Origin of the sequence: Streptomyces auratus (genome assembly GCF_050433025.1) — a bacterium.
GTDB classification, from domain to species: Bacteria; Actinomycetota; Actinomycetes; order Streptomycetales; family Streptomycetaceae; genus Streptomyces; species Streptomyces sioyaensis.
In genome coordinates, this window is sequence record NZ_JBNGCB010000003.1 from 3,508,105 (window position 1) to 3,523,536 (window position 15,432).

16 protein-coding genes are annotated in these 15,432 nt (G+C 71.2%); 9 read left to right on the forward strand and 7 right to left on the reverse strand.

From position 1 onward, the window contains the following. The first annotated feature begins 146 nt into the window (after positions 1 to 146). Entirely contained in the window at positions 147 to 560 is a 414-nt protein-coding gene (locus tag BKA18_RS34965) for an SSI family serine proteinase inhibitor (RefSeq protein WP_366044919.1), read from the forward strand. A gap of 43 nt (positions 561 to 603) precedes the next feature. Here the strand turns inward: BKA18_RS34965 and BKA18_RS34970 are convergent, their stop codons facing one another. From BKA18_RS34970 to BKA18_RS34990, 5 genes are all read right to left on the reverse strand, one after another. Next, positions 604 to 762, reverse strand: a complete 159-nt coding sequence (locus BKA18_RS34970; protein WP_186831750.1) for a hypothetical protein — start codon at positions 760 to 762, stop codon at positions 604 to 606. Positions 763 to 919: 157 nt separating this feature from the next. Then, positions 920 to 1,879 (reverse strand): cytochrome c oxidase assembly protein, encoded by a 960-nt coding sequence (locus tag BKA18_RS34975; protein ID WP_366044920.1) that lies wholly within the window; start codon positions 1,877 to 1,879, stop codon positions 920 to 922. Between the two features lie 154 nt (positions 1,880 to 2,033). Beyond that, entirely contained in the window at positions 2,034 to 3,059 is a 1,026-nt protein-coding gene (locus tag BKA18_RS34980) for a 6-phosphofructokinase (protein WP_093487643.1), read from the reverse strand. Positions 3,060 to 3,251: 192 nt separating this feature from the next. After that, on the reverse strand, positions 3,252 to 3,980 hold the full coding sequence (locus BKA18_RS34985) for a type 1 glutamine amidotransferase (RefSeq protein ID WP_093487645.1): 729 nt from the start codon (positions 3,978 to 3,980) through the stop codon (positions 3,252 to 3,254). Positions 3,981 to 4,018: 38 nt separating this feature from the next. Further along, the gene (locus tag BKA18_RS34990) at positions 4,019 to 5,257 is read right to left on the reverse strand and encodes a Mur ligase family protein (RefSeq protein ID WP_366044921.1); all 1,239 of its coding nucleotides are present in this window, start codon (positions 5,255 to 5,257) and stop codon (positions 4,019 to 4,021) included. Positions 5,258 to 5,442: 185 nt separating this feature from the next. On the opposite strand from BKA18_RS34990, the gene def reads away from it, so the two are divergent. After that, on the forward strand, positions 5,443 to 6,003 hold the full coding sequence (def, locus tag BKA18_RS34995) for a peptide deformylase (RefSeq protein WP_366044922.1): 561 nt from the start codon (positions 5,443 to 5,445) through the stop codon (positions 6,001 to 6,003). Between the two features lie 34 nt (positions 6,004 to 6,037). Here the strand turns inward: def and BKA18_RS35000 are convergent, their stop codons facing one another. Continuing rightward, positions 6,038 to 6,685 carry a TetR/AcrR family transcriptional regulator gene (locus BKA18_RS35000; RefSeq protein WP_006608017.1) on the reverse strand — a complete coding sequence of 216 codons (648 nt, stop codon included), beginning with the start codon at positions 6,683 to 6,685 and terminating at the stop codon, positions 6,038 to 6,040. Between the two features lie 161 nt (positions 6,686 to 6,846). Here BKA18_RS35000 and BKA18_RS35005 point away from each other — a divergent pair, with 161 nt between their 5' ends. The 7 genes from BKA18_RS35005 (at position 6,847) to BKA18_RS35035 (ending at position 14,446) form a co-directional block, all read left to right on the forward strand. Next, positions 6,847 to 8,073, forward strand: a complete 1,227-nt coding sequence (locus BKA18_RS35005; RefSeq protein WP_366044923.1) for an acyl-CoA dehydrogenase family protein — start codon at positions 6,847 to 6,849, stop codon at positions 8,071 to 8,073. 358 nt (positions 8,074 to 8,431) lie between these two features. Further along, on the forward strand, positions 8,432 to 10,213 hold the full coding sequence (gcl, locus tag BKA18_RS35010; protein WP_366044924.1) for a glyoxylate carboligase: 1,782 nt from the start codon (positions 8,432 to 8,434) through the stop codon (positions 10,211 to 10,213). Between the two features lie 393 nt (positions 10,214 to 10,606). After that, positions 10,607 to 10,834: a hypothetical protein gene (locus BKA18_RS35015; protein WP_006608014.1), complete on the forward strand. Its 228-nt coding sequence runs from the start codon at positions 10,607 to 10,609 to the stop codon at positions 10,832 to 10,834. Between the two features lie 233 nt (positions 10,835 to 11,067). Further along, positions 11,068 to 11,262 carry a hypothetical protein gene (locus BKA18_RS35020; RefSeq protein WP_366044925.1) on the forward strand — a complete coding sequence of 65 codons (195 nt, stop codon included), beginning with the start codon at positions 11,068 to 11,070 and terminating at the stop codon, positions 11,260 to 11,262. A 285-nt stretch (positions 11,263 to 11,547) separates the two neighbouring features. Beyond that, on the forward strand, positions 11,548 to 13,071 hold the full coding sequence (locus tag BKA18_RS35025; RefSeq protein WP_366044926.1) for an AlkA N-terminal domain-containing protein: 1,524 nt from the start codon (positions 11,548 to 11,550) through the stop codon (positions 13,069 to 13,071). Further along, positions 13,068 to 13,577 carry a methylated-DNA--[protein]-cysteine S-methyltransferase gene (locus BKA18_RS35030; RefSeq protein WP_366044927.1) on the forward strand — a complete coding sequence of 170 codons (510 nt, stop codon included), beginning with the start codon at positions 13,068 to 13,070 and terminating at the stop codon, positions 13,575 to 13,577. Before BKA18_RS35025 ends, BKA18_RS35030 begins: the two co-directional genes overlap by 4 nt. Before the next feature lie 128 nt (positions 13,578 to 13,705). Beyond that, positions 13,706 to 14,446, forward strand: coding sequence for a 2OG-Fe(II) oxygenase (locus BKA18_RS35035; RefSeq protein WP_366044928.1), 741 nt, complete (start codon positions 13,706 to 13,708; stop codon positions 14,444 to 14,446). A gap of 73 nt (positions 14,447 to 14,519) precedes the next feature. On the opposite strand, the gene BKA18_RS35040 is transcribed toward BKA18_RS35035, so the two are convergent. Next, on the reverse strand, positions 14,520 to 15,284 hold the full coding sequence (locus BKA18_RS35040; protein WP_366044929.1) for an SDR family oxidoreductase: 765 nt from the start codon (positions 15,282 to 15,284) through the stop codon (positions 14,520 to 14,522). Positions 15,285 to 15,432: the final 148 nt, after the last annotated feature.

A 15,432-nucleotide genomic window follows, 5' to 3' on the forward strand; every position in this document is an offset into this window, starting at 1 on the left:
GGCGTGGATCGAAGGCCCGTCCGGGCGACCTCACGGCGTGGCCGCTTGTCCACCGGCGCCCGGCGAGGTGGCCTGGGGCCGCTGGGCGCCGCGCGTCCCTGTCGGGCTCCCGCATCCGATCCCACCGACGTTGCCAGGAGACCTCGATGCCCGTGAGCCGTGGACGCCGATCCGCCCGTACCGCCGTGCTCGCCGCCCTCTCCACGGCCCTGCTCGGCGCGCTCGGCGCCGGCTCGGCCGGCGCCGATGAGCCGCCCGTCGACCAGGGCCTGCAGCTCACCGTGTCCGGATCCGGCAACACCTGGGTCCGCGGGGTACGGCTGAGCTGCCCCGACACCTACCGGCGCCATCCGCATGCGCTCGCCGCCTGCGACGCGCTGACCTGGGCGCGCGGGGACATGGACGCACTGCCCGGTGAGCCGCACAGCTGCACCCGCGAGTTCGACCCGGTCACCGTCAGCGCGACCGGCAGCTGGCGCGGCACCCCGGTGAACTGGCGCAAGGAGTTCCCCAACGCCTGCACGATGGACTCCGCCACCGGGCCCGTCTTCCGCTTCTGAGCCGGGCCCCGCACGCGCCGTACCCCGCTCCGGGCGGGGGCGCTCAGACCGGTCGCGCGGCCACCACTCCGATCGTCACCAGCGCCAGCACCACCCAGGAGAACCAGAGCCAGCCATTGGCGCCCAACGCCACGGTGTAGGCGGTCGCCACCACCAGTCCGCCCACCGTGCACACGGCCATCGTCTTAGCAGATCCGGGCATACCCGCAACCTCCTCAGGGCGGCCCGGGCGCCAATGCCACGGGCCGCGGCCATGGGACCATCGTCCCCGGCCGCGGCCCATATCGCCAGAGTGGCGACCCGCCCGCCCGTCGCCCGACCTCCACCCCCAGAAGACGGCGCTACGCGCCGACCCCCCGTTATCGCCCCCGTGCGTGGAGCGAGGCGAGATAGGCGTTGTAGTCGGCCAGATCCTTGTCGCCGTTGCGGTCGGCGGCCCGGTCCGCGCGCTGCGACTGCCGCGCCTCGGACTTGTACCACTGGTAGACCAGGGCGATCAGCACCACGACGGACGGGATCTCGCTGAAGGCCCAGGCGATGCCGCCGGCGGCCGTCTGGTCCGCCAGGGCCTCGATCCCGAGCGAGGCCGGCGGGTGCACGAAGGTGTCGACCATCGGCTCCGAGGCCATCATCAGCGCGATGCCGAAGAACGCGTGGAACGGCATGCCCGCGAACAGCTCCAGCATCCGCATGACGTAGCCCGGCCGGTGCGGGCCCGGGTCGACCCCCATGATCGGCCAGAAGAACACCAGGCCGACCGCGAGGAAGTGCACCATCATCCCGATGTGCCCGGCCCGCGATTCCATCAGGAAGTCGAACAGCGGGGAGAAGTAGAGCGCGTAGAGGCTCGCGATGAAGAGCGGGATGGTGAACGCGGGGTGCGTGATGATCCGCATGTAGCGGCTGTGCAGCAGCGCCACCAGCAGCTCGCGCGGGCCCTTGCGGCCCCGCCCGGCGGCCGGCAGCGCCCGCAGCGCCAGCGTTACCGGCGCCCCGAGCAGCAGCAGGATCGGCGAGAGCATGCTGACGACCATGTGCTGGACCATGTGCACGCTGAACATCGCCATGCCGTAGTCGTTCAGCTTGGTGCACATCACCAGCGCCACCGTCACGACGCCCAGCGCCCAGGCGATGGTCCGGCCCACCGGCCAGGCGTCACCCCGCCGCCGCAGCCGGAGCACCGCCCAGCCGTAGAGGGCCAGTCCCAGCAGGCAGCCGACGAGAAAGAACGGATCACCACCGAACTCCAGGCCCCGCCCCAGCGTGAACGGCGGCAGATCCATGTTCATGCCGTCCATGCCGTGCCCGCTGTGATCCATCCGCTCGCTCCTGATTCGTACCGATACTCCGGCCCACAAGACTAGAACCGCCCCCGGCCGGAACAGCGGCCGGGGGCGGTTCGTACGACGGGTTGGTGCGGACCGGGACCAGGTCCGCTCCGGTGCGGTGACTAGGTCGGGTCCGGTGCGGTGCTCACAGCACGCACTCGGCCTCGTCATAGCGCTCCACGGGCACCGTCTTGAGCGTCTCGACCGCCTCGGCCAGCGGCACCAGCGTGATGTCCGTGCCGCGCAGCGCGGTCATCATCCCGAAGTCGCCGCGGTGCGCCGCCTCGACGGCGTGCCAGCCGAAGCGGGTGGCGAGCACCCGGTCGTACGCGGTGGGGGTACCGCCGCGCTGCACATGGCCGAGGATGACCGGGCGGGCCTCCTTGCCGAGGCGGTCCTCCAGCTCCACGGAGAGCTGCCGGGCGACGCCGGCGAACCGCTCGTGGCCGTACATGTCCTTGCCGCCGACGTCGAAGGACATGCTGCCCTCGCGCGGCTTGGCTCCCTCGGCGACCACCACGATCGCGAACTTCTTGCCGGCCTCGAACCGCTCGGCCACCCGCGCGGTGAGCTCGTCGATGTCGAAGGGCCGCTCCGGCACCACGATGGCGTGCGCACCGGCCGCCATCCCCGAGTGCAGCGCGATCCAGCCGGTGTGCCGCCCCATCACCTCGACGATCATCACCCGCTGATGGGACTCCGCGGTGGTCTTGAGCCGGTCCAGCGCCTCGGTGGCGACACCCACCGCGGTGTCGAAGCCGAACGTCACGTCCGTGACCGCGATGTCGTTGTCGATCGTCTTCGGTACGCCGACGATCGGCAGCCCGGCGTCCGACAGCAGCCGCGCCGCCTTCAGCGTGCCCTCGCCGCCGATCGGGATGATCGCGTCCAGGCCCAGTTCGGCGACGTGGCCGCGGGCGCGCTCCACGCCGTCGCGCAGATGGGCGGGCTGGACCCGGGAGGACCCGAGGATGGTTCCGCCGCGCGCCAGGATGCCGCCGACGGCATCGAGGTCGAGCTTGCGGTAATCGCACTCCAGCAAGCCCTTCCAGCCATCGCGGAAGCCGATCACCTCATCGCCGTGATCAGCGGTGGCGCGGTGGACGACGGACCGGATGACGGCGTTCAGGCCGGGGCAGTCGCCGCCGGAGGTGAGGACACCAATACGCATTGCTCGAAAAACCCTCTGCAACTCAACCGGAGGCCCGGACCCCGTCGTCCGGTTGGATCCCGCTCACCCTACAAGCGCGGGGCCGTCGGGCACACGAACGCCCGCAGTGCGGGACTGCGGGCGTTCGAAAAGGGATCAATTCCGACAAACGTTACGGGCGGGCGAAATGCCTGAACTTGCCGTCAACCGGTATCAAGCGGGCTGGGTCGCCGCCGCGATCCGCTCCTGGCGCAGCGCCTCGTACCAGCGGTCCTCCACCGGAGGCAGCGCATTGACGTCCAGCGCCAGCTTGATCAGCAGGTCGGCGATGTGCGGATTGCGGGCCATCACCGGACCGTGCATGTACGTGCCGAAGACGGTGTCGTTGTACGCGCCCTCGTAGCCGTCGCCGACGCCGTTGCCCTTGCCGAACCGCACCTTGGCGAACGGCCGGGCCGTCTTGCCCAGATGCGTGACGCCCTGGTGGTTCTCGAAGCCGGTCAGCGGGGGCAGCCCCAACTGCGGGTCGATGTCCGCGAGTACGTCGCCGACGCAGCGCTCCGCCTCGCCGCGGGTGCTCACCACGTCCAGCAGCCCCACGCCCTGCTGCCGCTCCCCGAGGTCATTGATGAACTCATGGCCCAGGATCTGGTAGCCGGCGCAGACCGAGAAGACGATCGCGCCGTTGGAGACCGCGCGGTTCAGTCCGCCGTCACGGATCAGCCGCTCCGAGGCCAGCCGCTGCGGCCGGTCCTCACCGCCGCCGATCAGATAGATGTCGCCGGAGGTGGGGATCTGCTGGTCGGAGCGTACGTCCAGGCGCTGTACGTCCAGACCGCGCTGGCGCGCCCGCCGCTCCACCACCAGGGCGTTGCCCTGGTCGCCGTACGTGCTCAGCAGGTCCGGGTAGATCCACACCAGGCGCAGGCTGTTGTCACTCATGCTCGCTCGTCCTTGTCCGTAGCGTCGGTGGACCGCACTCAGTTGCCCACGCGGCGGCGCAGGTCCTGGAAGGCCGTGTAGTTGGCGATGACCTCGATCCGTCCGGGCGGCGCCGTCCGCACCGCCTCGTCGAGGCTCTCGCACACCTGGAAGTCGAGTCCCGCGACCTCCAGGCGCACCGCGAGGTCCAGCTTGCGGTCGCCCAGCACGAAGATCGGGTGCCCGGCAAGCCGGGTGTAGTCGACGTCCCACAGCCAGGAGGTGTCCGTGCCGTCGGCGCCCCGCGCGTTCACCGACATGATCACCGGGGTCGGCGGCGGGTCGATCAGCGAGAACGTCTCCAGCCAGCCGGCCGGGTTCTTCGCCAGCAGCAGCCGCAGCTCGCGCTCCATGAAGGTGACCACGTCGTAGCGGCCGGCCACGGCCTGCACCGAGAACATCCGCTCCAGGGCCACCTGCGGCGGCACCCCGAAGGCGGCGGCGACCGCGGCGGAGGTGGTGGCGTTCGCGCGGTTGGCGCGCCCCGGCAGCTGGAGCTTGATCGGCCAGGCGCTGCCGTGCGGGTCGAGGACGTGCTCGCCGGAGAGCGCCCAGCTGGGCGTGGGACGGCGGAAGCCGCACTCGGCGCAGAACCAGTCCTCGCCCGGCCGCTGCATCACGCCACCGCACGAGGGGCAGGACCAGGCGTCGTCCTTCCACTCCTGCCCGGCCGCGACCCACACCACGTTCGCGGACGACGAGGCCGCCCACACGATCAGCGGGTCGTCCGCGTTGGCGATGATCAGCGCCTTGGAGCCGGCCAGGCCCTCTCGCCAGTGCTCGGCCAGCATCCGGGTCTCCGCGGCGCGGTCGAGCTGGTCGCGCGAGAGGTTCAGCAGCGCTATGGCCTTCGGCGTCGTGTCGCGCGCGACACCCGCGAGGTACTTCTCGTCCACCTCGATGACGCCGTACTTGGCGTCCGAGCCGCCTGCCAGGGCGGAGGTGATGCCCGCCGGCATGTTGGCGCCGAGCGCGTTGGAGACCACCGGGCCGCTGGCCCGCAGCGCCTCCGCGATCAAGCGCGTCGTGGTCGTCTTGCCGTTGGTCGCCGACACCAGGATGACGTCCAAGTGCCGGGCCAGCCGCGCGAGCAGGTCGGGGTCGAGCTTGAGTGCCACCCGGCCACCGATCACCGATCCGCTGCCGCGGCCCGCCGCGCGCGAAACCGCCGCCGCGGCCTTGCCTGCCGTCACGGCCAGCTTGGCCCGCGGCGACAGCGGCTCCGTGTTGCCTGCCATCGTCCTTGATCCTCCTTGCATCCGGCGCCCGCCTGCCGTGCGGCTGCCCGTGGAACGCTCCTCCGCAGCCGATGACCGGCCGGGGCTTCGGTCGGGGATCAGCCTATCGAGATCCGGCGGCGGGCCCGAATCCCGCCACCCATGCGGCGACAACCGGGCGCGGACCGGGCCGTACCCTTACCCCCATGCGTTCCCGCACCATCCAGGGCAGTTCCGGACGTGTCCACCCCCTGCGCCTGCTCGGCGACCCGGCCCTGACCGAGCCCTGCCGGGAGGTCACCGCATTCGACGGTGCGCTGGAACGGCTGGTCGAGGACATGTTCGCGACGATGTACGCCGCGCAGGGCGTCGGCCTGGCCGCCAACCAGATCGGCGTTCCGCTGCGGGTGTTCGTATACGACTGTCCCGACGACGAGGACCGCCGGCATCTCGGCCATCTCGTCAATCCCCGGCTCGTCGAGGCCGACGGCCCGGTCTTCCGCGGTCCCGAGGGCTGTCTGTCGCTCCCCGGCATCGAGGCCGGCACTCCGCGCCACGACCACGCCGTCGTGACCGGGTTCAGCGGCACCGGCGAGCCCAGGACGGTGACCGGCACCGGCTTCTTCGCCCGCTGTCTGCAGCACGAGTGCGACCACCTCGACGGTGGCCTGTACGTCGACCACCTCACCGGGCTGCGCCGCCGCCGGGCACTGCGGGCGGCGGCCAGGGCCCCGTGGGCCGCGGCGGCGGGGGCGTCCGGCCGCTGAGCGACCGGCGGTCCGCCCCCGGACGGGCCGGTGCTCAGAAGCCGGGACCGTCCTCGCGGTCCTTGACCGCGGCCAGCTGCCCCCAGAGGAGATCGGCCAGCTGCTTGACCAACTCCTCGCGTGAGCACGGGCGTTCGCGCAGCCACCAGTCGCCGGCGCCGTGCATCATGCCGACGATGCCGTGCCCCCAGACGCGTGCCGTCAGCTCGCCGCCCGGCCCCAGGTCCAGCCGGTCGGTGATCACCTTGGCCAGCTCCTCGCCGAGCCGGCGCAGCAGCGGCGCGGAGTGCCGTCCCACGTCGAAACCGTTCTCCGGCCCCGCTTCCTCGTCGGACGGGTGCATCAGAAAGCGGTACACCTGCGGCTGGCTCTCGATCGCGAGCAGGTAGGCGTCGAGGGTGGCCTCGACGCGGTCCCGGCGCAGGACGGGTGCGTCCAGCGCGGTGGCCAGGTTGGCCAGCAGGGCATCCGTGTGCCGCAGGGCGAGCGCGCGGTACAGCCCGCCCTTGTCCCCGAAGTGCCGGTAGAGGATCGGCTTGGTGATACCGGCCTCGGCGGCGATGGCGTTCATCGAGGCGTCCGGGCCGTCGCGCAGCACAATGCGCTCGGCGGCCTCCAGCAGCTCCCGCCGCCTGCGCTCGGTCGCCGACTGCTGGCGGCCGCTGCGCTGTGTACGTTCCATGGTCGTGCTCCCCACCCTTGTGAATCCGTGGCGCTGGCGCAACGTAACACCCGTTCTCCGCGGCGAATTCGTCCTCAGGGGAGTTGACATCCCTTACTGGCGAGTAACACACTTCGTGTTACCGCTAGTAACATCGTACGGCCTGCAGCACTGGAGGGGACATGGCCGAGTTCACCATGGAGCTCAACGACGAGCAGAAGGAAGTCCGTGACTGGATTCACGGCTTCGCTGCGGACGTCATGCGCCCCGCCGCCGCCGAGTGGGACGAGCGCGAGGAGACGCCCTGGCCCGTCATCCAGGAAGCCGCCAAGATCGGGCTGTACTCGCTGGACTTCTACGCCCAGCAGTTCTTCGACCCCACGGGCCTCGGCATCCCCATGACCATGGAAGAGCTCTTCTGGGGTGACGCCGGTATCGGCCTGTCGATCGTGGGCACCGGACTCGCGGCCGTCGGTGTGCTCGCGAACGGCACCGAGGAGCAGATCGGCACCTGGGTCCCGCAGATGTACGGCGACGTGAACGACGTCAAGGTCGCCGCCTTCTGCTCGTCGGAACCGGACGCCGGCTCGGACGTCGCCGCGATGCGTACCCGCGCGGTCTACGACGAGGCCAAGGACGAGTGGGTGCTCAACGGCACCAAGACCTGGGCCACCAACGGTGGCATCGCCAACATCCATGTCGTCGTCGCGGTCGTCGACCCCGAGCTGGGCTCCAAGGGGCACGCCTCCTTCCTCGTCCCCCCGAACACCCCCGGCCTCTCCCAGGGCCAGAAGTTCAAGAAGCACGGCATCCGCGCCTCGCACACCGCCGAGGTCGTCCTGGAGAACGTCCGCGTCCCCGGCCACTGCCTCCTCGGCGGCAAGGAGAAGCTCGACGAGCGCCTCGCCCGTGCCCGCGAGCGCGCCAAGAGCGACGGCGAGCGCGTGAAGAACGCCGCGATGGCCACCTTCGAGGCCTCCCGCCCGGCCGTCGGCGCGATGGCGGTCGGCACCGCCCGCGCGGCCTACGAGGAGGCCCTGACGTACGCCACGACCCGCTCCCAGTTCGGCCGCCCGATCATCGACAACCAGGGCGTGGCCTTCCAGCTCGCCGATATGCGCACCCAGATCGACGCGGCCAGGCTGCTGGTCTGGCGCGCCTCCTGGATGGCCGTGACCGGCAAGCCCTTCACCTCCGCGGAGGGCTCGATGTCCAAGCTCTTCGCCAGCGAGGTCGCCAAGAAGGTCACCGCACAGGCCGTACAGATCCTCGGCGGCAACGGCTTCACCCGCGAGTACCCGGTCGAGCGGATGCACCGTGACGCCGCCATCTACACCATTTTCGAGGGCACGAGCGAGATCCAGCGGCTGGTGATCGCCCGGACGCTGTCGGGGGTGCCGATTCGCTGACTAGTCGTCAATCTCCTGCGCCGTCGGCGCTCTTGACATCGAGGTGATGTCGAGAGTGCCGACGGCGCTTCGGTGTGCGCCTGGAGCCGATGAGGGCTCGGCGGCAGGCGGCGGCCCCTGAGTGGCCGCGCCCTCGTCAAACACCCAGCCGCGTATCGGGAACCCACCCGTACGCGGCTTTTGCGTTCCCAGGGCTCGATCCGTGCGCGTCGCTCACCAGGGACGTACCTCTTGACGGGCGGAACGCCCCGCTCTACGTTCCTTCCATAAAGCAAAACATTAATTCCATGATGCGGAATTAAGAACCTCCGGCCCTTCGCTGGAGCGTGCCCGTGACAGGCCGATGCAGGAGTACGCGATGCCTCGAATGACAGCCGCCCGTGCCGCGGTGGAGATCCTCAAGCGGGAGGGCGTGCGCCACGCCTTCGGCGTGCCGGGTGCCGCGATCAACCCCTTCTACGCGGCGCTCAAGGGTGCCGGCGGGATCGACCACACGCTCGCGCGGCACGTCGAGGGCGCCTCGCACATGGCCGAGGGCTACACCCGGACCCACCCGGGCAACATCGGCGTCTGTATCGGCACCTCCGGCCCGGCCGGGACGGACATGATCACCGGTCTCTACTCCGCAATCGGCGACTCGATCCCGATCCTGTGCATCACCGGCCAGGCCCCGACCGCGGTGATCCAGAAGGAGGACTTCCAGGCCGTCGACATCGCCTCGATCGCCAAGCCGGTCACCAAGGCGGCGACGACGGTGATGGAGGCCGCCCAGGTCCCCGGCGTCTTCCAGCAGGCCTTCCACCTGATGCGCTCCGGACGCCCCGGCCCGGTCCTGATCGACCTGCCGATCGATGTCCAGCTGACCGAGATCGACTTCGATCCCGAGACGTACGAGCCGCTGCCGGCCTTCAAGCCGGCCGCGACCCGCCCGCAGATCGAGAAGGCGCTCCAGTTCCTGCTGGAGTCCGAGCGTCCGCTGATCGTCGCCGGTGGCGGCATCATCAACGCCGACGCCTCCGAGCTGCTGGTCGAGTTCGCCGAGCTGACCGGCACCCCGGTCGTCCCCACCCTGATGGGCTGGGGCATCCTCGCCGACGATCACGAGCTGAACGCCGGCATGGTCGGCCTGCAGACCTCGCACCGCTACGGCAATGCGAACTTCCTGGAATCCGACTTCGTCCTGGGCATCGGCAATCGCTGGGCCAATCGCCACACCGGCAAGCTGGACGTCTACACCCGGGGCCGCAAGTTCGTCCATGTCGACATCGAGCCGACGCAGATCGGCATGATCTTCGCTCCGGACTACGGCATCGCCTCGGACGCCAAGGCCGCCCTGGAGCTGTTCGTCGAGGTGGCCAAGGAGCTCAAGGCCGCCGGCAAGCTGCCCGACCGCAGCGACTGGGCCGCGTCCACGCAGGAGCGCAAGGCCCAACTGCAGCGCCGTACGCACTTCGACGCCGTCCCGATGAAGCCGCAGCGCGTCTACGAGGAGATGAACAAGGCCTTCGGCCCGGAGACCCGTTACGTCACCACCATCGGCCTTTCCCAGATCGCCGGCGCGCAGCTGCTGCACGTCTACAAGCCCCGCCACTGGATCAACTGCGGCCAGGCCGGCCCGCTCGGCTGGACCATCCCGGCCGCGCTGGGGGTCGCCACCGCCGACCCGGAGGCGCCGGTCGTCGCGCTCTCCGGTGACTACGACTTCCAGTTCATGCTCGAAGAGCTGGCCGTCGGTGCCCAGCACCGGATCCCGTACATCCACGTCCTGGTGAACAACGCCTACTTGGGCCTGATCCGGCAGGCCCAGCGCAACCTCGACATCAACTTCCAGGTGAACCTGGAGTTCGAGAACATCAACTCGCCGGAGCTGGGCGTCTACGGCGTGGACCACGTCAAGGTCGCCGAGGGCCTGGGCTGCAAGGCCATCCGGGTCACCGATCCGAGCCAACTGGGCGCCGCCTTCGAGGAAGCCAAGAAGCTGGCCGCCGAACACCGTGTCCCGGTCGTCGTCGAGGCCATCCTGGAGCGCATCACCAATATCTCCATGGCGGCCGCGGAGATCGACAAGGTGAATGAGTGGGAGGAGATCGCGAGCGAGCCCGGTCATGCTCCCACTGCGATCAAGCCGCTCAAGGTCTGACGCGGGGTCCGATAGGGCGGTCGGCCGGTCTGCTGGTCGGTCGGCGGCAACGGGGCGTGTCTGCCGACGTGATAGCCATCACGTCACCTCCACGGAACGGCCATGCTCTGTTTACCGTTCAATTGGGTGTGGGTGCTGAGGTAGCGCCCCACACCGAACCGCCCCGGCCAGTTCCCCCCGTCTGGCCGGGGCTTCCTCTTGCTCCTCTCTGGAGCGTCGCCGCCGCGGGCCGCCCCTCGCGCGGCCCGTGGTGACGAGGACTTACACCCTGACGACGACTGACGCACCCCGTGGCGACCGGTGTCCCCACGCCGACCGACATCCCCGACGGTGAGTGACGCCCCCGGCGGTCGTCGAAATGCGCGAGCGCGGAGCCCGGCGCACGCTGGAGGCATGACCGAGCATCCGCCTGTCATCGTGCACCCCCCGACGCCGTCCGGTGGCCGGCGGGTGACCGTGCGTGGGCAGATCGTCGGTCTGGCCCACGGCCGCGGCGATGTCGCCGAGTTTCTCCGCCGTGCGGGCGTCGCCGGCCCGGCCGAGGACATCGCCCTCGATGACCCGCGCCTCGTCGAATGGCGCGGCGGCTCGCTGGATGACTGGCCGATGCCGCCGGCCTGAAGGTGCCGGTCGCCGATGAGGCCATCGCGCTCGGCAGGTCGCCGTGCCGGGCGATTCACCTCGTCCTGCGTGCGTCGCCGTGTCGGGTGCTCGTCGTCCCGGGCACGCCTCCACCGTGGTCGTGCTGCCGTATGCCGCACCCCGCCACCCCTGGCCGTATGACATACGCTGCCGGGCGGCGGGCGACGGGCTGATCGGCCCGTGCGGTGAGGGCAGGAGAGCGGGAGCGCGACATGAGTGACGGTGGGGACAACGGGAGCAACGGGGACGGCGGCTACGGCGGCGACAGTTGCGACAGCGGCCCTGCATGGCAGCCCAGCCGGTCGTCGAGTGGCGCCTCGGACTGGGGGGTGCTGCGGCGGGCGATGCGCTGGGAGACCTTCGCCCTGGTCCTCTTCCTGGTGGTCCTTGCGGTGGTGGCGTCATAACGCGGCGTCGAGTCACCGGAGTTGTCCGGGGTCCCCAGCCGTCCTGTCTGTGACGGTGTGCCGTCCGTGACGGTGTCCTGTCCGTGACGGACGTCCGTCCCTTGAGGAGAACGCTGCCAGGTCTTCCGCAAGCGGCGGCCCGGCTCCTCCACGGCGCGGCCGCACCAGCTTCTCCATGGGGCGGCCCGAGGCCCCGCCGATACTTCCCCGCCCCGTCGGCCGCCCCCGAACGCGCCGTCCGATTTCCGCCAGCGCCCCGGCCTGACCTGCTGCACAGTGGACTCCGTGAGCAACGAGGACAGCAGGTACGAGGCGGTGCGCAGCAGGGACGCCAGATTCGACGGCGCCTTCTTCTTCGCGGTGTCCACGACCGGGATCTACTGCCGGCCGAGCTGCCCCGCCACCACGCCCCGGCGCCGGAACGTCACCTTCTTCCCGACCTCTGCCGCCGCCCAGGGCTCCGGCTTCCGCGCCTGCCGGCGCTGCCGCCCCGATGCGGTCCCCGGCTCCGCGGAGTGGAATGCCCGCGCCGATGTCGTCGGGCGGGCCATGCGGCTGATCGGCGAGGGGGTGGTGGACCGGGAAGGCGTCCGCGGGCTCGCGGCCCGGCTCGGCTACAGCGCCCGGCAGGTCCAGCGGCAGCTGAACGCCGAGCTGGGCGCCGGCCCGGTGGCGCTGGCGCGGGCGCAGCGCGCCCACACCGCCCGGATTCTGCTACAGACCACCGGCCTGCAGGCAGCCGAGATCGCCTTCGCGGCGGGCTTCGCCAGCGTGCGCCAGTTCAACGACACGATCAAGGAGATCTACGCGCTCACCCCGAGCGAGCTGCGCGCCGCGCGCCCCGGCAGCACGGCCCGATTCGGCCCGGTGGCGCCGGATGCCACCAGGGGAGTGCTGCCGTTGCGGCTGGCCTTCCGCGGCCCGTATGGGGCGCGGCAGCTCTTCGACCATCTCCAGCGGCGCGCGCTCACCGGTATCGAGGACATCAGCGGTGAGGTCGGCGCCCGGACCTACCGGCGCACCCTGCGGCTGCCGAACGGAACCGGCATCGCCGAGGTCGACGAGGCGACCGGGGACGGCTGGCTGAACTGCCGGCTGCGCCTCACCGAGCTGCGCGATCTCACCACCGCGAGCCAGCGGGTGCGCCGCCTCTTCGATCTGGACGCCGACCCGTATGCGGTGGCCGAGCGGCTCGGCGAAGACCCCGTTCTGGCCCGGCTGGTGGCACAGCGCCCCGGTCTGCGGGCGCCGGGCGCACCCGACCCGCACGAGCTCGCCGTCCGCGCCGTGCTCGGTCAGCAGGTCTCGCTCGCGGCCGGCCGCACCCTCGGTGGCGCGCTGGTTGCCGCGTACGGAGAACCGCTGCCGGAACCGGTCGGTCCGCTCACCCACCTCTTCCCCCGTGCCGATGACCTGGCACAGGCCTCGCTCGCGGAACTCGGCATGCCCGCGTCGCGGAGGGCGACCCTGCGCACCCTCGGCGCCGCACTCGCCGACGGCACGGTCCCCCTGGACGCCGGAGCCGACCGTGACCAGGCGGAGCACGCGCTGCTCGGTCTGCGCGGCATCGGCCCGTGGACCGCCGGCTACATCCGGATGCGCGCCCTCGGGGACCCCGATGTCCTGCTGAGCGGCGACGTGGCCGTACGGGCCGGAATGCGCCGGGCCGGGGCCCCGACCGCCGCTCTGGCGGCGCACGCCCACGGCTGGCGTCCCTGGCGCTCGTACGCGATGCACCACTTCTGGAACGTGCCGACCACGGAGCCGGCCGACGTCCGCCCACCCACTACGGAAAGCACAGGACCATGACGCTCTACACCACCCTCGACAGCCCGTTGGGCGAACTTCTCTTGGTGGGCGAGGAATCTGCCACCGCACCGGGCGGCACCGCGCTCGCTTCGCTGTCCCTGCCCGGCCAGAAGGGCGGTGCCACCGTCCAGGACGGCTGGACGTCCGACGCCGACGCCTTCGCCGCGATCGTCCAGCAGCTGCGCGCGTACTTCGACGGGACACTGACCCGCTTCAGCGTCGAATTCCTCAGCCGGGGCACGGACTTCCAGCAGCGGGTGTGGAAGGCCCTGGAGGCGGTTCCGTACGGCACCACGACCACGTACGGGAGGATCGCCGCCGACATCGGTGCGGCGCGCGGTGCGGTGCGCGCCGTCGGAACGGCGATCGGCGCGAACCCGCTGCTCATCGTCCGGCCCTGTCACCGTGTGATCGCCGCGGACGGCTCCCTCTCCGGTTACGCGGCCGGGCCCGCGCGCAAGCGGAAGCTCCTCGGCGTCGAGGGCGTCGCCCCGGACGCCGCCTGAGCCCGTCGCCCGCACGGGGCGCCGTATCCGCCGTGGCGGCGGAGCGTGCCCGTAGGGGGCGCCTGCGGGGCCTGCCGGCCACGTCTGCGCGCCCCGTGAGCCGCCCCGACGCCCTCTTGGAGGACCTCATGACCCTCACGACCCCCGAGCGCCGAGCCCGCCCCACCGGGCTCGCCCGGCGCGTCGCGGCCGCCGACTGGCCGGCCCTGACCGGCGAACTCAACGAACTGGGCTGCGCATTGACCCCACGCCTGCTCGATCCGGCCGACTGCCGCGCCCTCATCGCCTGCTACGACGAGGACCGGCGCTTCCGCTCGACCATCGACATGGCGCGGCACCGCTTCGGCTCGGGCCAGTACCGCTACTTCGCCGACCCGCCGCCCGAACCCGTCCGGGCCCTGCGCGAGGCGTTCTATCCGCACCTGCTGACGATCGCCCGGGACTGGGCGGACAAGCTCGGCCGGCCGGCGCCCTGGCCGGACACCCTGGAGGAGTGGCTCGCCCTGTGCCACGACGCCGGGCAGCGCAAGTCCGCCCAGATCCTGCTGCGTTACGGGGCGGGTGACTGGAACGCGCTGCACCGCGACCTCTTCGGGGAGATGGTCTTCCCGCTCCAGGTCGTCATCGGCCTGGACGAGCAGGGCACCGACTACACCGGGGGCGAGTTCCTCCTCGTCGAGCAGCGGCCGCGCGCGCAGTCCCGCGGCACCACCACCGTCCTGCCGCCGGGCCACGGCCTGATCTTCACGACCCGCGACCGCCCCGTCCGCTCGGCCCGCGGCTGGTCGGCCGGCCACGTACGCCACGGTGTGAGCACCGTCCGCTCGGGCCACCGGCACTCCCTGGGCCTGGTCTTCCACGACGCCTGACGCCTGACGACGTTTGAGGACGCCTGACGACGCCATGGCCTTGCGGCTGGGCCGAGGGCGGTCCCCGGCAGGGTCAGAGCATCGAGCCGCCGGTGACGTCGATGCGCTGGCCGGTGATCCAGCGGGAGTCGTCCGAGGCCAGGAACGCGGCGACGTCCGCGATGTCCCCGGGCCGGCCGATGCGGTTGAACACCGAATAGGCCGCCAGCGCAGCCCGCCCCTCGGGCGTGGCCCGCCGCGCCGCGGTCACATCGGTCTCGACCCATCCGGGGGCGAGGGCGTTCACCGTGATCCCGCGCGCGCCGAGATCCTTGGCGAGGGTGAGCGTGAGGGTGTCCACCCCGCCCTTGGACACGCTGTAGGCGATCTGCGACGGGAGCGCCGTGCTCGTCACCGCCGACGAGACGTTGATGATGCGTCCTCCGTCCCGCATCCGGCGCAGACCGTGCTGGACGAGGAAGAACGGGGCCCTGATGTTGACCGCGATGGTGCGGTCGAACTCCTCGTAGGTCACCTCGTCTATGCGTCCGGGGAAGTTGAGCGCCGCGTTGTTGACGAGGATATCGAGGCCTGGTTCCGCACCGAAGGCGGCGAGTTCGGCGTCGAAGGCGGCGAAGAGGGCTTCGGCATCACCGGGAACCCCCAGTTCCGCTCCGATCATGAAGGCCCGGCCGCCCGCGCTCGTGATGCCCTCGACCGTTTCCTTGGCCGCGGCGTCATTGCTGCCGTAGTGGACGGCGATCAGGGCACCGTCCTCGGCGAGGCGCTGGGCGATGGCCCGGCCGATGCCCCGGCTGGCTCCCGTCACCAGTGCGGTCTTTCCCTTGAGGTCACCCATGATCTGAAGGCCTTTCTGGTACCTGAGGTGGGCATGCTGCGCGCCACGACGTGAACGGGGGTCCTGCGGGTGGCTGCCGGGTGCCCGGCGGTCGGCCGGGTCTGCGAGTGCCCCGCACGGCACGACGTCCGGTGACGTGCGGGGTGTT

What these genes read in the sequence shown, in the direction of transcription:
- BKA18_RS34965 (WP_366044919.1), top strand. Translation starts at nt 147, where the DNA reads ATGCCCGTGAGCCGTGGACGCCGATCCGCCCGTACCGCCGTGCTCGCC.
- BKA18_RS34970 (WP_186831750.1), bottom strand. Translation starts at nt 762, where the DNA reads ATGCCCGGATCTGCTAAGACGATGGCCGTGTGCACGGTGGGCGGACTG.
- BKA18_RS34975 (WP_366044920.1), bottom strand. Translation starts at nt 1,879, where the DNA reads ATGGATCACAGCGGGCACGGCATGGACGGCATGAACATGGATCTGCCG.
- BKA18_RS34980 (WP_093487643.1), bottom strand. Translation starts at nt 3,059, where the DNA reads ATGCGTATTGGTGTCCTCACCTCCGGCGGCGACTGCCCCGGCCTGAAC.
- BKA18_RS34985 (WP_093487645.1), bottom strand. Translation starts at nt 3,980, where the DNA reads ATGAGTGACAACAGCCTGCGCCTGGTGTGGATCTACCCGGACCTGCTG.
- BKA18_RS34990 (WP_366044921.1), bottom strand. Translation starts at nt 5,257, where the DNA reads ATGGCAGGCAACACGGAGCCGCTGTCGCCGCGGGCCAAGCTGGCCGTG.
- def (WP_366044922.1), top strand. Translation starts at nt 5,443, where the DNA reads ATGCGTTCCCGCACCATCCAGGGCAGTTCCGGACGTGTCCACCCCCTG.
- BKA18_RS35000 (WP_006608017.1), bottom strand. Translation starts at nt 6,685, where the DNA reads ATGGAACGTACACAGCGCAGCGGCCGCCAGCAGTCGGCGACCGAGCGC.
- BKA18_RS35005 (WP_366044923.1), top strand. Translation starts at nt 6,847, where the DNA reads ATGGCCGAGTTCACCATGGAGCTCAACGACGAGCAGAAGGAAGTCCGT.
- gcl (WP_366044924.1), top strand. Translation starts at nt 8,432, where the DNA reads ATGCCTCGAATGACAGCCGCCCGTGCCGCGGTGGAGATCCTCAAGCGG.
- BKA18_RS35015 (WP_006608014.1), top strand. Translation starts at nt 10,607, where the DNA reads ATGACCGAGCATCCGCCTGTCATCGTGCACCCCCCGACGCCGTCCGGT.
- BKA18_RS35020 (WP_366044925.1), top strand. Translation starts at nt 11,068, where the DNA reads ATGAGTGACGGTGGGGACAACGGGAGCAACGGGGACGGCGGCTACGGC.
- BKA18_RS35030 (WP_366044927.1), top strand. Translation starts at nt 13,068, where the DNA reads ATGACGCTCTACACCACCCTCGACAGCCCGTTGGGCGAACTTCTCTTG.
- BKA18_RS35035 (WP_366044928.1), top strand. Translation starts at nt 13,706, where the DNA reads ATGACCCTCACGACCCCCGAGCGCCGAGCCCGCCCCACCGGGCTCGCC.
- BKA18_RS35040 (WP_366044929.1), bottom strand. Translation starts at nt 15,284, where the DNA reads ATGGGTGACCTCAAGGGAAAGACCGCACTGGTGACGGGAGCCAGCCGG.